Here is a 17,268-nt window from a genome sequence, read left to right as displayed (position 1 = left end):
ACCGGCCCTCGACGGAGACGATCATTCGAAGCGCTGCGGGGCGAAGGGCGCCGGATCGACCAGCGGTGTCGTATTCAGCATGACGTCCGCCAGCAATCGACCCGTCGCGGGCGCCGTCTGCAGCCCGAGCATTTGATGCCCCGTGGCGAGCAGCAGGTTGTCGAACCGGCTCGGTCGACCGACGATCGGCACGCCATCGGGCGTGCAAGGACGCAACCCTCGCCACAGTTCGACCACAGGGGGCCGCTCGGGGATCGTGAGAAACTGCCGCGCACCGCGGACGATCGCTGCGACGCGACGTTGAGTGATTGTTTCGTCGACACCCACCAATTCCAAGGTGCCGGCCAGCTTGGTGTGTTGCGGCAGAGGCGTGACCGCCACCTTTTTGTCGATAAGCATGATCGGAATCCGCGGCGCGGGATCCGGCGGCGCGATCGTCAGCGAATATCCCTTGCCCGAAAGGACGGGCACCTTCACGCGCACTTTCCTCGCCAGATCGTGGGACCACGCCCCCGTGGCCAGCACGTAGCTGTCGGCGGTCAATGTCCCGCGCGAGGTCGCCGCGGCCGCAATACGCCGGCCGTCGCCGTCGAGCGAGACAAGTTCGGTCCGCGGAAGAATGGTAACGCCGAGGGCCAGGCAGCGATCGCGCACCATTTCGACCGTCGCCAGCGGGCTTACGTGCGCCTCGTCCGGAAAAAAGACTCCGCCCGTGATTCCGCGGCCGGTGATCGCGGGCTCCAATTGGCGAATTTCATGTTCATCGACCGGTTTTCCCGCGACACCGTGCGCCGAGACCAAACGCAACTCTTCGAGCGCCGCTTCCAGGCCGGACGTGGTGTTGGCGACGATCAACAATCCCTTCTGTTCAAAACCGAAATTGCGTTGACTGTCGGAGGCCCACCGCGTGTAAGCTTCCAGGCTTTGCTTGGACAATTCGACCAGCACGCGCACCGATTGCTGCATGAGGTCGGTCTTCATCGAGCGCATGAAACGCCACAGCCACGCCACGAGCATCCAGCTCAGGCGTGGCTGGATGTAGAGAGGGCTGTCGGGATCCGTGAGCCAGCCGAGCGACTTAAGCAGCATGCCAGGCATCGGCAGCGGCAGGGCAAAGCAGGGCGTCAGCCAACCGGCGTTGCCGTAAGAGCATCCGTGGCCGATGTCGCGCTGGTCGATGATGGTCACCGACAATCCGCGCTCCGCCAGCTCTCGCGCACAGCACACACCAATGATGCCGCCGCCGACGACCAGAACGTCGGAATGCCTGCGCGGAATATCTTCGGCGGACATCAAGGCGTTCGATCTGCCCAAGGAGTGAAAAGCTCAGGTCCCGGCGAGATTTTGTTCGACTTCGACGATGACCGCAAGACAGTCCCCCTCGAGCACGCGTGGAAACGTGCGCAGCAGCACGACGACTCCGTCCTGCCGGGAAGGGATGGGCGTGACTTCTTTACCGAGCGGGTCCGAAATCGTTCCCAGCAAGTCACCGGTACGCACGGATTGCCCCAAGCAAACCGCTGGTTCGAAGTAACCGCGGCACGGCGCCGGATTGTTGATTTGCAAATGGCCCGAACCAGAGCGCGGATCTTCGACAACGAGCTTTGTTGCGGAGGCGAATTCACGCCGATCGATCATCTCGAACTCGGCCATGACGTTCAGGCAGCCGGATACGTAGGCATCGACGCCCGCGGGGTCGCAGGTGGCCGCTCCGTGAAACTCGGTGTAAATGGCAGGGATGTTCGCGTCGCGTGCCACCGAGAGCGAGCGCCCCTCGTGATGCGGCGAGGTGCCCCACACGAATGGCAAATTGAAGGCCCTCGCCATGCGGCGCTGCTTTTCCAAAACGCCCGCGTCCGGATGCAGCGAATAGCCGGCCAGCGGCCACAGTGACATGGTCGTGCCGCCCGTGTGCAAGTCGATCAATAAATCTGCCGTGACGATTATTCGAGTCGCTGCATGCGCGATTTGCTCGGTAATGCTTCCGTCGGCTCGGCCGGGAAACGTTCGTGCCAGGTCGAGCCCATCCTCGGCCAGGCGATGTCCGCGCAGAAATGCCGGCTCGTTAACGACCGGAACGAGTGTGAGCGCGCCACGCAGGTCCGCGCCACGTACCGAGCGAGCGAGGCGCCGAATGGCCACCATCGGCTCGAATTCGTCGCCGTGTACCCCGCCGAAGATCAGCAAGTGCGGCCCGGGCCTGGCGCCGACGATCCGTTCTGTCTGCAGCGCGTGAAAGTCGCTCATGTCACGATTCGCTGGGCGGATGCCGGGTTCCACTCGACGTTGGCTTCGAACGGGAACATCGGGCGCCGTCGGTGCTGGTAAGTGAGCTTGTTCATGTCCGCGGTCGTGACGCCGGGAGTATCGACGCGGACGAAATGCGAGCAAACCGGTTCGTAGGCCGCGACGGGAGAATGAACTCCCTTGGCGATAAGATAGCGAAAGGCCGTGGGATCGACGCCGCAAGCGGTAAGCTGGCCCAACGACAGGGGCGCCATGCGGCGCGTTGTCAGCATTACGAGGAGTGGGCCGGCGCGGACGATCGCCGTGAGCCCTTGATCGAAATCGACAATGCCGCCATGGCGCGGCTCGGTTTCCTTCCAACGTCCCTCGGCAAACGCCCACACGCGCGCTTCGAGCGCGAGCGGAGGTCCGTGTTCCTTATCTGTATGGCCCCCCGCGCTCAGTTGCACGGTTGCTCCCACCCCCGCGGTGCGCGCGATTTCCACGGCCGCGGGATCGTAAAGACATACAAACGACGGCCCCATCCCTCGGGCCAGCAATTCGTGCGCGATGAGCGTACCATCGGCGGGTGAGCCACCACCGACATTATCTCCCATGTCGAGCAGGCACACTCGACCGGACAATTGCTGGGCCTTGTCGAGTGCTGTGGGAATATCCACCAACTGCCCAACAAGTTCGTCCCGGCGATTCCACATCGCCATCCCCAGCTCGTCGGCCAATTCCTGGGCAAGAGACTCGTCACCATCGGTGGCCACAATCGCGGCCGAACCCATTTCGGCGACGTCGGAATACGGGAAGCCCAGCAAGATGCTGCTCGTAAGTACGCCGGGGCGCTCGCGCAGTCGGCGGGAGGTTTCGAGCAAGCCCAGGCAAGGCTCGGCGGCAGTCAATTGCCGTTCGATATTGATAGCCAATGGCGGAAAGCAGGCACGCTGCACGGGGCGAATCGCGCCGCGCAGCGTGCGGACCATCAGGCTTGCCGCTTCCAGCCCTCGCTGGCGCTGATCTAAATGGGGATTCGTGCGGTAGGCAATGAGCGTATCGGTGGCCGCGATCATGGCGGGCGAAAGATTCGCATGCGGGTCGAGGGTGCCGATGATCGGTTTCTGGCGACCGAGCTTGCTCCGCACCCGTCCCAGCCAGTAGCCATCGAAGTCGGGCGCATCTTCGCCAACCGTTGCGCCATGGGGTGCGACGAGCAGGCCGTCGAGCTCGCCGGCTTGCTCCCAGGCGGCGTCGAGAATCTCGGTCAACGATTCGCACGCCTCGGCCGTAACGCATCCATACGGTAGCGCGCGGGCCGCGAAAATGCCCACCGCCTCGATCCCCGCGACATCCAGCCCTTGAAAGAATCCGCCGACTTCGTGATGAGCTTCGGCCAGTGCGCCGCGTACCGCGTCGCCAGTCACCAGCAGGTTTTCGCGGAACCGTTCCAGCGACGTCGGCCGCTCAAGAAACGTGTTGGATTCTTGTAACAGAGCAACGATACCGACGCGCATGAAAACAACTCCGATACACGATGTACGAACAAGCTAACCCACGGCGATGGCGTCGATCTCGAACTTCAAGTCCCCCAAGCAATCGACCAAGGTTGTCCGCGCCGGGTAGGGTTCTCGGAAATACGCGCGGTAGATGCGATTGTATTCCTCGACGCATTCTTCCTTCCCCACATAGCTCCGAACTTGAGCCACATGCGAGAGATCGAGGCCCACGACGGCCAGCACATTTTTGAGATTGCCGAGCGACCGATGCATCTCGCCGGCGAACGTGTCCTCGACATAATCTCCCTTTTCGTCCAAGGACGCCTGTCCGGAAATGAAATACAGAGACCCCGCCTTCACCACGTGGCTGTAGGGCAAATGGCCAGGCGTCAGGCGAGGGTCGCGAATGGGTTCGAGCGGCATGAGTTCGAACTACCTGGTGTTCAGAGCGGGCTTGGAAATTGTCGCATGTGTCGATTCAAAGGATCATTTGCGGAAAGCGAAGCTGTACAACTCGGCATCCTGCAAACGGAACCTCAAGCTTACCGGTTTTTGCGCCCACGCGCTCACGTCGGTTTTGGCTTGCCAGCGAACGGTGTGACGCAGGTCGTCTCCTTGAATCGGTTCGGAGGCGGCAAATCCGTCGAGCGGCTTTCCGGCAGCGTCAAGAAGCTCGACGACGACCGAGCCTTTGCCCTTCGTGCGGGCATTAATCTCCAATCGCCCACCATCAAACGTGAACGGGATCGTCGTCAGCGTCCCGCCCTGGCTCGACCCATCAACCGATACGAAACGGTCCAGGGGCCACGTCACGAGGCCGATGCTGCCGTTGAACCTGGTCTGTCGGCCGGTTGAAGAGCCGTCCTCGAAGTACACGCGGTAAACGGCGGGCGTGCCGTGCGTACAGTTGCTGCCGCCGTAGTACAGCCGAATCTCATCGCCGACGCGAATGGCGCTCGACGCCGTGACCTGGCCGCCGCTGTCCCATTCGCTGAGCGGGCCCATGGGAATGATCGGTTCGCGAAAGGGGCGCTCCCACTGGGCCAGGTCCCTGGAGACGGCCAACTGCACCTCCATCGGCCCCTCGTCATTGCCCCATCGCGCCCGATTGTTGATCGTGAAAATCCACGGAAACGCGATCGTGCAACTTTCGTGCGGATAGGCGCCGACACCATAAAATTCGGTGCGCATCAGCCTGGCATCATCAGGGCGATCGAGCGCCCCTCTGGTTGCCTCCAGACGCGCGAGCGAACTGGCGTCATCGGCCAGGTCCGGCCGAAACGCCGGCACCGGCGCGGACCAGGTCTTGAAATCGGGGCTACTCGTTACGTCGAAGCAGCGCCGCGGAAACCCGCGCCACATCAACCCGTGGGTCTTGTTGAAGGCCACGAACAGTTTGCGATGTGGGTCCCAGTGCGTATTGACGACGTCAAATCCCGGCGCGAACGGCTCGTTGCCCTCTAAATTCCACGTAAAGCCGTCGGGTGACACCATGCGCCAATAGGAATAGGAAGGGTAGCGTTCATCCAAGCGCGAGCAGGTCATCTTGTACCGCCGCGACGGATCGGGATCGCTCACATCTTTGTAGACGCTGGCCAGGTGATGAGGCGAAACGATGTTGTTCGGCTTGCCGCTGCCATCGTCCACGGTTCCCACGAGCGGCTTTTCCCAATGGATGCCGTCCGCGCTGCGGGCGAAACAGGTGGCGAACTGTTCGGCAAACTTTCCGGCGCCCGCGCACAGATACCACATCTTGAAGCAGTTCTCTTGCTCGTCGAAAAGCACGTTGCCATACATTTCCACGCGCCATCCCTCCCACGGTTGATCCGCGACGACCAGCGGGTTCGAGGGATGCTTCTTGCCCGGATGCAGCGTAAAGGCGACGTTGTCGCTCTGACGTACGATTAATTTGTCGATAAACAACTGAGCGCGATCGCCGACGTCGAAGACGGCGCCCGGCGATCGCGTTTCACCACACATCCCCTTGCCGGACAGCAAGGCCAGGAGCAGCAAGACGACATGGAACGTACTCTTCGCGACGACTCCATCGCGGATGTGCGAGTTCATCATGAGTGCCGAGCCTTCGGAACAGGGAAGGGGTATTACAACGTTAAACTTGCGAATGTGGTGCCCGTAAGTCAGGCAATGACCTTGCGCGCCGCGGACCCTGATTCCAATAGATCGCACATGATCGGCGATGAAACAAGCGCTCGACGCGCTTCGGTGTCGAGAGCGGGATACGGCGCCGGATGGAACTTTCCGGGAATATCACGCGCATTCATCATGGCGGTAAACGCGCCCATGTCACTCGGCGCCGTCAACAGCGCATCCCGCAAGGTGTTGAGCTTGCGTTGATAATCGGCGGCCCGCGCCCAATCTTGCTCGGCCGCGGCGCTTGTGATCTTCATGATCCACTGCGGCGCGATCGCGAACATGCCGTCGAGATGCGACATGATTCCTTCGCTCAACAGCGTATCGACCTTGTCGGGCTCGGCAACAATGATGCGGAAGCCGTCACCGAAATGTTGCATCAACTCGCGGGCGAATGCCAGCCGACCCGACACTTTGGCGCCGCGGATGTTCGGGTGCCTGGCCACCGCGACGTAGGTGTCAAATTCCAAGGCAGCGCCGGTCAGCACGGGCAAGTCGTACAGATAGACGGGAACCGGTGAGACGTCCGCGATCGCAAGAAAGTATTCGACCAGTTGCTGCTGCGAAAACTGAAACAAGTACGGTGTCAGCACAACCACGCCGTCAATCACGTACTGGCTAACGGCTTCGATCCGATCGCAAGTGCGCGCCCAGCCGGCGTCACCCACACCGACCAGGATTTCGCCCCGGTCGCGTGACAATTGACTGGCGCGTTCGACAAGAGCGCGATAAGTACGATCGCGCAGCATCTGCATCACGCCCATCGAACCCGCGACGAGAATGCCGTCGATGCCGGCGCTCCATTGATCCGCCAGATGTCGTTCGAGCCCTTCCTGGTGCAGGTTCTCCTGTTCATCTAACGGAGTGCCAATCGCGGTGATGACATGAGCGGATTTTGGCATCGGTCTCGGTTCCTGATTTCTTCGCTACGAGGCAAACGATCGAAGCTCGTTGCCAGGTCCTTCTGGGTCGCCGTAACACGCCGCCCCCGGCCGTACGCGGGTTTTGCAGCGACGAATTGCCCCGAACGCTCGTAACATGTCTGGTACAAGATGATTCATTGGAATATTTTTTGGGATGATTGTTGCAATTCTAACCATTTGATGGTACATACGCAATGGTCCGGGGAAAACAGCGCATTCCGGGAATCAAGGCCATGCCAACTCAGTCGACTGTCCAGCCAACTCGCCTGTCGCGTCTTGCCGGTCAGCTTGCACAGGACATCCGCCGCAAGGGACTTCGTTCGGGAGACCCGTACCTGACGGCCGAGGCCGCGGCGAATTTTTTGGGCGTGAGTCGCATGACGGCCAACCGGGCCATGAATGTTCTGGCAGAGCGCGAACTCTTAGTGCGCCACGGAAGCCGCGGCACATTTGTCGGTCCCGCCGCGGAAGCAGTCAGTGAGGCATCGGTGGGGAAATGCATTCATTACATCACCTTCGTCGACGACAACCCGACGATTCATGTCGAACTGGGCGAAATTCTAGCGGGCCTGGAAGCAGTCTTTCCTGACGTCAGCTTGGACACCCATATCGTGCCACTGCGGAACGCGATGCAATATGTGCAGAAGAAGCTCGCCGCGGCGATCAGCGATTCATCGCTGGGCGGCATCGTACTTACGCTCGGTCCGCGCTCGGTGCAGCAACTGTTGGCCGACTCCGGCGTACCCGTGGTCGTCAACGGCAGCGTTTATCCGGGCATTCGACTGCCATCGGTCGAGGTCGATCAATTGCGACTGGGGCAGTTGCTTGCCGAAATGGCGATCAACGCCGGCTATCGACGACTGATGTTCGTTAGTCGCGAGTTATGGCGCCGCGGCGATAACCTGGCCTTCGACGGGATTCAAGAAGCTGCGCATGCGGCGGGTCTCGGGCTGAACTCCGTCCAGATTCGCAACATTCCCACGTCGCCAACCGATCTGGCGAATGAATTCGAACACATTCTGTCCGAGGTCGAAGCTCCCTGCGCGCTGCTGTGCCGCTTGCCGTGCTTCGCACGGGCCGCGGCCGAAGCAGCAAAGCGGCGCGGTCTGCGCATCCCGGAAGACATTGGAATCGTCTACGACGACACGGTGCAGGAGGGGGGCCTGCCGTTTGACGCTGTTCGCCCGCAGGAGGGCTGCAGCTTGCGTGAACAATTTCGCAAGATCGGACAGATGCTTACAGAGATGAGTGCTGGAAGGATGCCCGACCCTATGAGCGTGGTCATGCCGGTCGAGGCAGTGCCAATGGTCAGGACGTCGGAGAAGTGAGTTTGCGTGGAACGCGTGCGCGGTGCGTTCTTTTTCAGGGTGCTCCTCTTGTCTTTCGTCTCATCAACTCTGAGGTGTGAAATGATTCGCCGGCCCCTCGCTTGGAAGGTCGCAGCTCTTGCCATGGCAATGGGTGTGATCACGAGTTCCGTAAAGGCCCAAGTCGTCACTAGTGGGTTGACGCTTTACCTGGATGCCGCTGACTCGCAGGGAACAGGAGCAAACGGATTAGGGTCAGGAACGACCTGGGTGAACAAGGCCCCGACGGGGGCCACCTACAATGGCGACCTGGGATTCAGCGGCTCGGCTAGTGCGCCAAACTGGATTGGTAACGGCACCGTGGCGAATCCGTACGCATTGCAGTTGCAAGCCTCGCCCGCGGGTGGCGGTGACTACGTGGACATCGAGAACTCGTACACCGCGGGCAATGCGCTCGATTCCACCACGTTTACTTATGAGATTTGGGCCCAGATCACGGGGCCCGGCGCCCCTAAAGCCGGTGGCGGCGGCTTGATGTTCCACAGCACCAACGGCGCCGGCCAGGGTAACGGCGCCATCGGCTACGTCCCACCCGCAGCACAAGGGGGAATTGGCGGTTCAGGTTGGGTCCCCGACTCGCTCTACGACATCGCCGGAACTGCCACGCCCAATGGAGACATTGGCAGTATCTGGACCCTTCCGAATTCGGCCGGGCACGCCTCACCCGACGGCTATCACCAGATTGTCGTGAGCCGCACCGATGGCAGCGCGACGGGCACCTCGTGGTACCTGGATGGAACCTTGATGGGAAAGTTTCAATCCGACAGTAACGCGTCGGCCGATGCATTCTTCGACATTGGCGCTCGCAGCTATGGCGGAGTCCATGACATCTTCGCCGATGCGAATGTCGCCATTGCGCGCGTCTACAACACCGCCCTTTCAACTGCCCAAGTTGACCAGAACTTCAATGCCAATGCCGCTCGTTTCGGCCTGTCTTTGGCACTCCCAGCGGGTGACCTTAACCACGATGGTGTCGTCAATCTGGCCGACTACACACTATTCAAGAGCGAATGGTTGCAGAACGGCACCGGCATTGCCGGCGACCTGAACAACGACGGCACGGTAAACATCCAAGACTTCACGCTCTTTAAGGCCGACTACCAGCAATTCAATGGCCTCGGCAGTGCCAATGCGCTGGTCGGCGTTCCTGAGCCGAGCGCTTGGTTGCTAATGACGCTTTCGTTCCCCGCGTGGCTGTTTATTCGACGCTCCCGTCGTGCGCGTGCGGATCACCCGCACGGCGCCTAGGGCCAATTGGATAGGTAGTCACGATTCATGAGTCATTACCAGACAACACCGTATCGAACACATCTCATTGAAACGCATCGCGCGGACTGTCGAAAACCGTCTGTTTGCCTCGCGCGTGCGGAGGGGAGCCTGAGGATTATGCGTTCCAAAGTCATGCTACTGATGGCGATCATTGTCGCCGCGACCGTAACCCGGTCGTCAGCACAAAATCAGTTCTTACATTTGTTGGTCGACCCTGCCAATGGTCTGACCGAGATCCAGAACCCGGCGCTCGGCAGCACGGTGACCTTCGACGGATATCAAATCACCTCAGCTTCGGGCTCGCTCGTTCCCGATCCTAGCAACCTGCCGCTGTCGAAATGGGATAGCCTGGCCAGCCAGGGACTTCCCGGCTGGGACCCCGTGCAACCCTCGACGAGCAATCTGAGCGAGTTGAATCTCACCTCGAGTGTGACGCTTACTCCCGGTCAGACACTCAGTCTGGGCTACGCGTTCAACACGACCGGGACCGAGGATCTGCTGTGGGGTTACTCGGTGCCGCCCCGAGACTATGACTACCCAACACCTGTTGTGTACGGCACCGTTCAAACGCTGTTCGCGGAAGTGATCAACACGGTTGCCGCGAACGGCTCGATCCTGTCGAGCAACATGGTGCTGATCAACCCGAGTTCCACGGCGGTAAGTCTCGACGCGTACCAACTTACCTCGGCCAGTGGCAGCTTGAATACCGCAGGGTTCAAAGGCTTTGCGAGCCAGGGCGCCAGCGGCTGGGAGTCGGTCGGCCCATCAAGTCATGCTCTGTCGGAATTGAACCTCACGTCGTCGTCGACGCTCAACCCGGGCCAGATCGAGGTGCTGGGCACGGCATTCAAGGCTGGCTCGGCCCAGGACCTGGCCCTGCAGTTCCATCAGGTCGGCACAAGCGCGACACAGATCGGCAGTGTGTTCTATCAGACACAACTGGCCGGCGATCTGAACCACGACGGCATCGTCAACAGTCAGGATCTTGCCGTGGTTTCGTCGAACTGGTTGCAGGCGTCGATGCTCTCGGGCGACGCAAACTATGACGGCATTGTCAACTCGCAGGACCTCGCCGTGATTTCCTCGAATTGGCTGGCCAGCTTGCCCGGCGGTGCCCAGAGCAACGGACAGCTCGCCCCGGTGCCCGAGCCAGGGACTTTGGCACTCATGGCCTTGGGACTGGCCGTGTGCGCCAGCAGATTTCGGAATTTACGCCGCGATTCGACGTGACGGCGCGTCACACGGTCGCGGGATGTTGCGGAACCAGCACCACCAGCCAGCAGCGCTCGACGAGGCAGCAGTTCCTCGTCGGGCTGCTGGTTGGGATTTGGACAGAGCCGTCGAAGGCGTGTAACGAGCAGAAATCCGTTCGCGAAAGGTCGTCATGATGCGCGGCGATCCTAGGTCACCTTCTCTCTTCGGCGGTCCGCGGAAGGCAGTCGATGCAAATCGCCGTCGCCATCCCGGTTTCACGCTCGTCGAACTTCTGGTCGTTATCGCGATCATCGGCATCTTGATCTCGCTCTTGCTGCCGGCCGTGCAAGCGGCACGCGAGGCTTCGCGGCGCTCTTCGTGCTCGAATAATCTGAAGCAGATCGGCCTGGCTCTGCACAATCACCACGACGCGCTCGGCAGGTTTCCTTATGGCTCGGAAGAGTCCATGTACGGAACGACGGCGACGAATCTCCGCTCTCATTGGCCGGAATTCATTCTGGCCTACTTGGAACAGACGTCGCTGGCCAACCTGTACAGCGTTTTTAAGGACGACCCGGGGAACTTCCAGGTTTTGTCGACCGTGATCTCGATGTACCGCTGTCCGTCGGATGAAGCGGGGTTCGACTCGAATGGCTATTCGCGCAGCAATTACGTGGGATGCTATAGCGCCGATGGAATCCTGGTGGAGCCGAAAGCGGCGGTCCCGCCTAATTTCGCAGCTCAAATCGGCAGCACTTGCTACAATTCGAACGCCTTCAACCCGTCTGTCAATTCCGGCAAGCGGGCGTTTTTCAATTGGAACGTCGGCCGGCGCTTTGCCGACATCACCGACGGCACGTCCAACACAGTGGCCGTGTCGGAGACGATTAGCGGTCCTGACGGCACGAACGACGCCCGCGGCCGCTGGTGGGATGATTGGGGCGTCCAATATAGCCATAGTCGCCTGCCCAATTCCACTTCACCGGATCAGGTGTGGTCGTCGGCTATCACAACCGACCCCATGACCAGCTACTGCAACTCGCAGAAAGCGCCGTGCAACGGCAGCGCCGCCTGTTGGAGCTCCGAGAATTATTGTGCCCGCAGTTATCACGTTGGCGGTGTGAACGTTCTGTGTGCCGATGGTTCGGTGCACTTCATCAACAACTCGATTGACCTGGTCACGTGGCAGTCGCTGGCCAGCATTGGATCAAGCGAACCGGTTACGATCCCATAGCGTTTTGGAATCAAGTCAATGCGGAGGACGCGCGTGGCAGGAGCGAAGCTGGTCTTGTTGGGTGTGGTGCTCTGTAGCGGCTGCTCTCGGACCGAGATTCAGCCCACGGGGAGCGTGACCTTCAACGGCGCCCCCCTCGAAAACGGCTCGATCGAGTTTGTTCCCATCGATGGCACCCGAGGTGGGTCGGCCAGCACCGAGATCACCGCGGGCCGGTATACGTGTCCTCAAAATTCCGGGTTGGTCGAAGGGGGGCGCTACCTGGTGCGCATCACGGCGATGAAGAAGACAGGCAAGAAAGCGCCCAGCCCCATGCGCGATGGTCCACGAATGGTCGATGTCATGGAGAATTTCATCCCCACGATCTTCAACAGCGATTCGACATTGACCGTAGTGATCGCGACAGAGCAAACCAACAACACGTACGATTTTCCCCTCGAGTTCCAGAAGAAGTAATCGCGGACCTCAGGGCTGGCACCAATCCACGAGACCTTGATGCGCATTCGAAGTTCTTCCATCGCTTTCGTCGTATTGACCGGCGCGTTGGTTTGGTTCCGTCCGTGCGAAAACGCGCGTGCGGCCGAACAAGGGCCACTTGCCGCCGGCGTTCAGCCGTACGTCGAGCGTCAGGAATTAGCGGGCGCCGTGATGGCGATCGCCACCAAGGAAAAGGTGCTGGACGTCGAGGCTGCCGGTTTCGCCGATGTGGCGGCCAAGAAGCCGATGCAAACCGACTCGGTTTTCTGGATTGCCTCGCAATCGAAACCGATCACGTGCATCGCGGTCATGATGCTGGTCGAGGAAGGGAAAATCGATCTCGACGCCCCGGTCGAGCGATACCTGCCCGAGTTCCAAGGGCAGATGGTCGTTGCCGAGAAAGACGACGCACATGTGCTTTTGAAAAAGCCTGCCCGCCCCCCTGCCGTGAGGGATCTTCTCTCGCATACGAGCGGTTTGCCGTTCCGCTCGGCGATCGAGGTTCCGACCCTCGACCGGCTTCCCCTGGCCGATCGGGTCCGCAGCTATGCGATGACGCCGTTGGAATACGAGCCGGGCACAAAGTTCGGCTACAGCAACGCTGGCATCAATACTTCTGCGCGAATCATCGAGGTCGTCGCCGGGATGCCCTTCGAGGATTTTCTGGACGAGCGATTGTTCCAGCCGCTGGGCATGAAGGACACGACGTTCTGGCCCAATGAGGAACAAGTCGCGCGCCTCGCCAAGGCGTACGCGCCCGGCCCCAACGGTATGGGCCTCGTCGAGGTCACGATCGATCAGCTTCACTACCCGCTGACAGACCGCGCCGCGCGTTACCCGATGCCCGGCGGCGGCTTGTTTTCCACCGCCGCGGATTTAGCGCGTCTCTATCAGATGCTGGCCCGCGGAGGGGAACTGGACGGCCGACGATATCTGTCCCAGGCGGCGGTCGAGAAAATGACCGATAAGCGAACGCCCGAGGGCGTCAAGGACTTTTACGGCTTTGGATTTCAAGCGAGCACCGGCCAATACGGACACGGCGGCGCCTACTCGACGAATACGTATTTCGATAGGACTCGCAACGTGATCTTGATCTGGCTCGTGCAACACGCCGGCTTTCCCGGCAAGGGCGCCGAAACTCAGGAGGCGTTTCGGCATGCGGCGTTTGAGCACTTCTGCAAATGATGACGGCCTTCGGCTGCGACAGCGCAAAACGAGATGAGGCGCGGGAAGGCACAGGCGTAATGCACACTCGATCGGGCGGCCGCAGCATAGTGTGCGATGTCATTCCAGCCTTGACCGTGGCCGTTACGCTGTTCGGCGGCGCTATCGATTCTGCCCGCGCCGACGACAACTCGTTCCATTACCTCGCCGCCGATCCCTCGCTGCAAACCAATCTAATCAACGCCACTCTCGTCAATGGACAAGCGACCTACGTCGGCGAGGTATTGTCATTGAACCAGCCGTCCGAGGGCGGGCTGATCATGAATTATCCCGGCGACGTAGTCGAGGATCCGACGACAGGCCAATGGCGAATGTATTACGAGGTGCGGCAGGGTCAGAGCGATAACACCTTTCTCGCGATGGCCACGAGCAGCGACGGAATTCATTGGACGAAACCCGATCTGAACATTACCGGGACGACGTACACCACCAATCCGGTGAACAACTTCGTAAATCTACCGGATAAGTTCGTCACCGGGCCGAGCGTATTCATCGACCCGACCGCGCCCGCCAGCGAGCGCTATCGCATGACGGCGACAACCAACGTTTATGACTCGCACGGACAATTCGAGGGGCTGAGTCTCAACGCCTACTCGTCAGCCGATGGGTTGTATTGGCAGAAGTCGGGCGTCATCCAGACAGCGCTCGGCTGGCAGCAAGGCATCTACGCGCTCGATTCCCAAAACACCGCGTTCTGGGATCCCAGCAAACATGAATATGTCGCGTACATGCGCCAGTGGTTGTCTCCTTCGGGTAGCGCGGGCGAACGCCGCGCAGTCATGATGGCCACCAGCACCACCTGGGGCTCGAACTGGACGACGCCGACTACGGTCGTCGACCCCGCAAATGTTCCCGCCCTCGCCTCTGGATCAAACCCTGCGGATATCTACGTGCCGGGCGTGGTGCCGTACAAGGGGCAATACATCGGTCTTCCGTCGACGTACTTCCATCCAGCGGGCCAGGCCGATGGACCGCTTTTTCCGACATTCATGTACAGTCGCGACGGTGCGAACTGGTCGTTTCCCAACGCGCAGCAATCGATCCTCAACCTGTCGCCGTACGGCCAGCCCGGTTCGAGTTTCGGCCAGGCGTATATGGCGAGCTCGATCCCTGAGTCGGGCGGAAACTTATATCTCTACTACACCTACTTTCCCGAGCAGCATAACACCACGCCGCAATCCTCCGGCGGCATGTATCTGGAAACGATCAAGGAGGATCGCTTCGAAGGCATCCTGTCGACGGGCAATCAACAGGGCATGTGGACCACGCCGGCGATCACGATTCCTACCGGCGGCGATTTGCATTTGATCCTCAATGCCACGGTTACCGGCGCGCTGAGCGTCGTGATTCTCGATCCCAAGACCCTGCTTCCCATGCCGGGCTTTGGCCCCGCGACTGCCCTGACGATCGCGCCCGGAGACTACCTCGACCAAATGGCCCAGTGGTCCGGGACGAATAGTCTCGCGGCGTTAGCCGGAAAGTCCGTCGAGATACGTTTCGTAATGACCAATGCCACGGTGTACAGCTTCCACTCTGGCCTCGCCCCCGGCGACCTGAACGACGACGGCACCACCGATCTTGCGGACTACAGCATTCTCAAAAGTGAATGGATGCAAACGGGGCTGGGGTTGGCGGCCGACTTGAATGGCGATGGCGTGGTGAATCTCGCGGATTTCCTGCGGTTTAAAACCGACTACCAGGCGTTCGCGCTCGGAGGCGCCAGCGCGCTTGCCGTTCCGATACCCGAGCCCTCGAGCTGGATGTTGTTGGTCGTCGGCCTTTTCGGCTGGCAACATTTTGCACGTGGTAACTGTCGCAAGTCGCGGTAGAGATAGCCGTCAGCGGTGAGCCATTTCCTATGGAAGCTGCAACCGAAAGACCGTTGCGAGGGGCGTGGCTCATTCTCGGGCTGCTGTGGGCCTTGGCCATTTTGAATTACCTCGACCGCATCATGATCACGACGATGCGCGGATCGTTGGTCGAGGCAATTCCCATGACCGACGCGCAGTTCGGCTTGCTCACGTCCGCCTTTTTGTGGGTCTATGGATTGCTGAGCCCGCTGGCGGGATTTCTCGCTGATCGCTTCAGTCGCAGCCGGATCATTATTGGCAGCGTGCTGGTGTGGTCGGCCGTCACCTGGCTCACTGCGCAAGCCGACACGTTCGAAGAGCTGCTGTTCGCCCGCGCCATGATGGGCATCAGCGAAGCGAGCTATATTCCCGCGGCTCTGGCTCTGATTACGGACTATCACCGCGGCACGACACGCTCGCTGGCGGTGGGAATCCATATGACAGGCGTTTTTATCGGCGGGGGCGTGGCGGGGGTCGGCGGTTGGTTGGCCGAGAAATATACGTGGAATTTTGCTTTCCAGCTTTTCGGAGTGGCCGGCGTTGTTTACGCCTTCGTGCTTTTCATGCTGTTGCGCGACGCTCCACAGCGCGACGCGCCGGCGGAGATGCAAGACCGAGGCTCGCGTCGTGTCACGTTCGTTGCGGCGCTCGGCGCTCTTCTTACGCGTCCGTCGTACCTGATCTTGCTCGCTTATTGGGGTTTGCTCAGCATTACGGGTTGGGCCGTCGCGGGTTGGATGCCCTCGTTCCTGACCGAGCAGTTTCATCTGTCGCAGGGAAAGGCGGGCCTCCTGGCGACGGGATGTTCGCAGGCGGCGTCGCTCGTTGGCGTACTTGTCGGCGGCGCCTGGGCCGATCGCTGGTGCCGCGCCGATGATCGCGGACGCGTCTTTGTGCCTATCGTTGGATTGTTGGTTGCCGCGCCCGCCATTCTGCTTGTCACGAATGTAGACGTCCTGCCGTGGGCTCTTGCGGGCCTGGTGATCTTTGGCCTCACGATTGCCTTCAACGACGCCAACATGATGCCCATCCTCTGCCAGGTAGCCGACGAACGCTATCGCGCCACCGGGTATGGAATCTTGAACCTGTTCGGGTGCCTGATCGGCGGCCTGTCGATATACGCAGGCGGAGTTTTGCGCGATGCGAACGTGAACGTGTCCGTGGTCTTCCGATTCGCCACGATTGGGATGGCGATATGCGTCGTGCTCTTGCTGCGCATTGCCCATGTCATCAAGGCCGGCCGGGTTAGCGACGGACGATTTACGACAATCCCGAATTCCGCCGGAGTGAGTGTCAGCGAGGCCGCAGCCGATCTTTAACGAGCCGCGACCCTGGCGTTGCGCCCGGCAGCGACGCGGAGGACGCGACGGGGATTACGAGAAGCAAAGATGTGTGGCATGCGTCGTGCAGCGATCGCCTTGACAACCATTTGCGCCGCTCTGCACGCCGCGGCCGATGCACGCGCCGACGACATCAGCCGCGGGCGCGAACTGCTGCTGACCGATGGGCTGCAAGTGCAATCCCTCGTCTACACCTATGCTAACTTTTCCAGCGTCCCCGGATGTCGGAAAGGTCGTCCGAAACTATAGCGGCCAGTACCTTGCAAGTGCCTCGCCTCTCGCGCAAGGACGATGCCAATCTGCGTCGATCAATGGTTCTGATCGCAAGTTCGTCGAATTTCCGATCGCCACTTCGAAACTTTGGAGTGGTTGAAACGCCGAGACGCCGTAGAATATCGGCCAAGGCCGAGTGGCGGAATAGGCAGACGCACGGGACTTAAAATCCCGTATCGGGTAACCGGTGTGCGGGTTCGATCCCCGCCTCGGCCATTGAGTTGCGGCGATTTGCGCG

The 17,268-nt window shown here is 60.5% G+C and carries 15 protein-coding genes and 1 tRNA gene; 10 read left to right on the top strand and 6 right to left on the bottom strand.

Features of this window, described 5'->3' with window-relative positions; translation table 11 throughout:
• Window positions 1–21 precede the first annotated feature (21 nt).
• The 6 genes from VHD36_24805 to VHD36_24780 all read right to left on the bottom strand — a co-directional run bounded on the left by VHD36_24805 (window position 22) and on the right by VHD36_24780 (window position 6,781).
• Window positions 22–1,293 (bottom strand): FAD-dependent oxidoreductase, encoded by a 1,272-nt coding sequence (locus VHD36_24805; protein ID HVU90565.1) that lies wholly within the window; start codon window positions 1,291–1,293, stop codon window positions 22–24.
• Window positions 1,294–1,326: 33 nt separating this feature from the next.
• Complete coding sequence (locus VHD36_24800; GenBank protein ID HVU90564.1) at window positions 1,327–2,247, bottom strand: M14 family metallopeptidase; 921 nt, start codon at window positions 2,245–2,247, stop codon at window positions 1,327–1,329.
• Window positions 2,244–3,746, bottom strand: coding sequence for a M81 family metallopeptidase (locus tag VHD36_24795; protein HVU90563.1), 1,503 nt, complete (start codon window positions 3,744–3,746; stop codon window positions 2,244–2,246). The genes VHD36_24800 and VHD36_24795 overlap by 4 nt, the downstream gene beginning before the upstream one ends.
• Before the next feature lie 33 nt (window positions 3,747–3,779).
• A complete protein-coding gene (locus VHD36_24790) occupies window positions 3,780–4,151 on the bottom strand; it encodes a RidA family protein (GenBank protein HVU90562.1) in 372 nt (123 codons plus the stop codon).
• A gap of 63 nt (window positions 4,152–4,214) precedes the next feature.
• Window positions 4,215–5,798: a hypothetical protein gene (locus VHD36_24785; protein HVU90561.1), complete on the bottom strand. Its 1,584-nt coding sequence runs from the start codon at window positions 5,796–5,798 to the stop codon at window positions 4,215–4,217.
• 68 nt (window positions 5,799–5,866) lie between these two features.
• Window positions 5,867–6,781, bottom strand: a complete 915-nt coding sequence (locus tag VHD36_24780) for a dihydrodipicolinate synthase family protein (protein ID HVU90560.1) — start codon at window positions 6,779–6,781, stop codon at window positions 5,867–5,869.
• Window positions 6,782–7,035: 254 nt separating this feature from the next.
• Between VHD36_24780 and VHD36_24775 the strand changes: the two genes are divergently transcribed.
• From VHD36_24775 to VHD36_24730, 10 genes are all read left to right on the top strand, one after another.
• On the top strand, window positions 7,036–8,130 hold the full coding sequence (locus VHD36_24775) for a GntR family transcriptional regulator (GenBank protein ID HVU90559.1): 1,095 nt from the start codon (window positions 7,036–7,038) through the stop codon (window positions 8,128–8,130).
• A gap of 249 nt (window positions 8,131–8,379) precedes the next feature.
• On the top strand, window positions 8,380–9,417 hold the full coding sequence (locus VHD36_24770) for a dockerin type I repeat-containing protein (GenBank protein ID HVU90558.1): 1,038 nt from the start codon (window positions 8,380–8,382) through the stop codon (window positions 9,415–9,417).
• Window positions 9,418–9,555: 138 nt separating this feature from the next.
• The gene (locus VHD36_24765) at window positions 9,556–10,668 is read left to right on the top strand and encodes a dockerin type I domain-containing protein (GenBank protein HVU90557.1); all 1,113 of its coding nucleotides are present in this window, start codon (window positions 9,556–9,558) and stop codon (window positions 10,666–10,668) included.
• 154 nt (window positions 10,669–10,822) lie between these two features.
• Window positions 10,823–11,866, top strand: a complete 1,044-nt coding sequence (locus VHD36_24760; GenBank protein ID HVU90556.1) for a DUF1559 domain-containing protein — start codon at window positions 10,823–10,825, stop codon at window positions 11,864–11,866.
• 33 nt (window positions 11,867–11,899) lie between these two features.
• On the top strand, window positions 11,900–12,322 hold the full coding sequence (locus VHD36_24755; protein ID HVU90555.1) for a hypothetical protein: 423 nt from the start codon (window positions 11,900–11,902) through the stop codon (window positions 12,320–12,322).
• Window positions 12,323–12,361: 39 nt separating this feature from the next.
• The gene (locus VHD36_24750) at window positions 12,362–13,528 is read left to right on the top strand and encodes a serine hydrolase domain-containing protein (GenBank protein ID HVU90554.1); all 1,167 of its coding nucleotides are present in this window, start codon (window positions 12,362–12,364) and stop codon (window positions 13,526–13,528) included.
• Window positions 13,529–13,587: 59 nt separating this feature from the next.
• On the top strand, window positions 13,588–15,396 hold the full coding sequence (locus VHD36_24745) for a dockerin type I domain-containing protein (protein HVU90553.1): 1,809 nt from the start codon (window positions 13,588–13,590) through the stop codon (window positions 15,394–15,396).
• 29 nt (window positions 15,397–15,425) lie between these two features.
• Window positions 15,426–16,736, top strand: coding sequence for an MFS transporter (locus VHD36_24740; GenBank protein ID HVU90552.1), 1,311 nt, complete (start codon window positions 15,426–15,428; stop codon window positions 16,734–16,736).
• 78 nt (window positions 16,737–16,814) lie between these two features.
• Window positions 16,815–17,006 carry a hypothetical protein gene (locus tag VHD36_24735; GenBank protein HVU90551.1) on the top strand — a complete coding sequence of 64 codons (192 nt, stop codon included), beginning with the start codon at window positions 16,815–16,817 and terminating at the stop codon, window positions 17,004–17,006.
• Between the two features lie 154 nt (window positions 17,007–17,160).
• Window positions 17,161–17,246, top strand: a tRNA-Leu gene (locus VHD36_24730).
• Window positions 17,247–17,268: the final 22 nt, after the last annotated feature.

This window comes from Pirellulales bacterium, from assembly GCA_035546535.1.
GTDB lineage: Bacteria > Planctomycetota > Planctomycetia > Pirellulales > JACPPG01 > JACPPG01.
Note: the sequence above shows the minus strand (reverse complement) of the source record. Positions and strands in the feature narration are given on the sequence as shown.